This window comes from Sporosarcina sp. P32b, from assembly GCF_002743335.1.
Classification (GTDB): Bacteria; Bacillota; Bacilli; order Bacillales_A; family Planococcaceae; genus Sporosarcina.
The window spans coordinates 1-2397 of the sequence record NZ_PDZB01000050.1 but is presented as its reverse complement, the minus strand read 5'-3'; the positions used below and the strand labels follow the sequence as shown (position 1 = coordinate 2397).

Annotated in this window: 2 protein-coding genes; both read left to right on the top strand. The window is 37.3% G+C overall.

Translation table 11 applies throughout. The features are described from left to right. Positions 1 to 146: 146 nt before the first annotated feature. On the top strand, positions 147 to 1601 hold the full coding sequence (gene istA, locus CSV64_RS16370) for an IS21 family transposase (RefSeq protein ID WP_099635664.1): 1455 nt from the start codon (positions 147 to 149) through the stop codon (positions 1599 to 1601). Then, the gene (gene istB, locus CSV64_RS16365; RefSeq protein ID WP_085428212.1) at positions 1598 to 2323 is read left to right on the top strand and encodes an IS21-like element helper ATPase IstB; all 726 of its coding nucleotides are present in this window, start codon (positions 1598 to 1600) and stop codon (positions 2321 to 2323) included. Before istA ends, istB begins: the two co-directional genes overlap by 4 nt. Positions 2324 to 2397 lie beyond the last annotated feature (74 nt).

Here is a 2397-nt window from a genome sequence, read left to right as displayed (position 1 = left end):
GTGTGTAGTGCAAGATAGAAGTACAGAGTTTTGAAAGGAATAAGTACATAACGCTGCAATTGTAAAATAATAAAAAAAGGCTTGCCAGCCTTCCAAAATTTCTCTACTGTATTGGTGTCGAATCAAATCAGTGGAGGTTGAGAGGAATGCTGGCAATGCCTGAAATCAATTGTATCAAATTAATGAGGAATCAGAAATCATTATCTATAAATCACATAGCAAAAACGTTACATCTTAATTGGAGAACTGTTAAAAAGTATGCGGATGAAGACCAACTGCCTCAAGAGAAAGTGTTGAAAAGATCCGGTATGATGTACGAAGAAAAATGGGGAGAAATTGTTAGTGATTGGCTTTGGGAAGATCAAAAGCTAAAGAGAAAGAAACGGAGAACAAACCAAGGGATCTTTACTGGGCTACAAGCTCTAGGATTCAAAGGTTCCTATCGGACCGTATCGTACTTTATTAAAGAGTGGCGAGAAAGTAGAGAGGATATTGAAGATGAAACTACAGATAAAAACTATGAGCGTCTTATACATCCGCCTGCAGAAGCGCAGTTAGATTTCGGGTTAATGGAAGCTGTACAAGATGGTAAGTATCGTGATATTCACTGTTTAATTATGACCCTACCGTTCAGTAATGATGCCTATTCAATTCCGTTGCCATCAGAAAATCAAGAATGTCTTCTCTATGGACTCAAGAAAATATTTCAGCAGCTAGGTGGCGTACCAAGAAAAATCCGAATCGACAACATGGTAACCGCTGTCACTAAACCAAGAAATAAACACGAAGAAACTGTGTTTGCAAATGAATTCTTACAGTTTGCGAATCATTACGGATTCGAACCTCAAGCCTGTAATCCGTATTCAGGACACGAGAAAGGAAATGTAGAAAATAAAGTTGGCTATGTTCGATATAACTTCATCACGCCCGCACCAGTTATAGAGAACTTGGAACATCTGACGAACTTATTGCAGCAAAAGCATACAAAAGATCGAGAACGAATTCATTATGAGAAGAAAATCTCGATACAAAAACTTTTGGAGGAAGAATTTGAATACTTATTGGCTCTACCAGATGAAGAATTCCCCGTGTTTAAAGAGAGTAAGGTTCAGTCTAATAAGTATGGTGAAATCACTTTAGATAAAGTGAGAGTCTATATTCCAAGAGGAAATAACTATCCATCCTTATCTATTGTGAAATATTGGAACCGATTCAAAGTACTATCTCCTCACGGAGAGATTCTATATGAAGACAATCGTCCTTATATGCATAAGAATCGCGAGATTCCCTGGCAATCAATCTTAAAATCTTGGTTAAGTAAACCGCGTGCAGTAAGCTATTCACGGTTCTCTCCGTATCTTCCAGGTCGTATTTATGAATACATCAATATCTCAAATCTGACTATTCGTAAAGAACGTTTACATTGGTTAATAGCGCTATTAGTAACTCATAATATGAACCAAATCAATGATGAATTCTACGACCTCTTGAGTAGCCAATCCGAAGGCTTAAAAGAACCTGAAGAGCATCCTTATGATGTTAATTGGAGTATGTATGATCAGTTACAAAGTACGTCACAGATTGAAGGTGAAACTCTATGACTTCTAATCTGAAAAGTATTTGTAAAACATTACGCTTGGCTTATGTGAATGAGATTTACGAAGATATCCCTTTCGAGAATCCTACTCAATTTTTAGATGAGTTGTTTCAAAAGGAACTTCAATTCCGAGAGGAAGCAAAATCAGAACGTTTAATAAAGAAAGCTAAATTTACTCAGAAGAAGTCACTTTCTTCATTTCAATGGAATGAACAAATTCATTTTCCAGCACACATTGATAGTGAGGAACTATGTAAGATAGACTTTATCGGTCGTAGAGAGAACTTGATATTAACTGGAGCACCAGGTACAGGGAAAACACATCTCGCAACTGGCATAGGTTATGAGGCTTGTAAGCGTGGATTAGAAGTACGCTTTTACAGAGTTTCTGATCTCGCTGAATCATTGGAAAAAGCATGGCGCGACGGCAAATTAGCGCAGTTTAGAGGTCGATTCAAAAGTGTGGATTTAATTATTTTAGATGAGATGGGATACGTACCCTTCAACAAAGAAGGAGCTGAGCTCCTTTTCCAACTTATTTCAGATTGGTACGAACAGAAAAGCTTGATTATCACGTCAAACCTGGAGTTTAGTCAATGGAATCGTGTATTTAGTGATTCTAGACTAACTGCCGCATTAGTAGATCGTGTGATCCATCATGCTCACATTTTGAATTTCACTGGAGATAGTTTCAGAGTTACAAACGCTTTATCGCGACAAAGATAAAAACTAAATTGAAGGCTGGCAAGCTTGTGTATTTTTCATTGCAAACTTATGCACTTTCTTCTTGCAAAACACAA

Excerpts from the sequence above, each read along its gene's own strand:
- istA (WP_099635664.1), top strand. The coding sequence starts at position 147 with ATGCTGGCAATGCCTGAAATCAATTGTATCAAATTAATGAGGAATCAG.
- istB (WP_085428212.1), top strand. The coding sequence starts at position 1,598 with ATGACTTCTAATCTGAAAAGTATTTGTAAAACATTACGCTTGGCTTAT.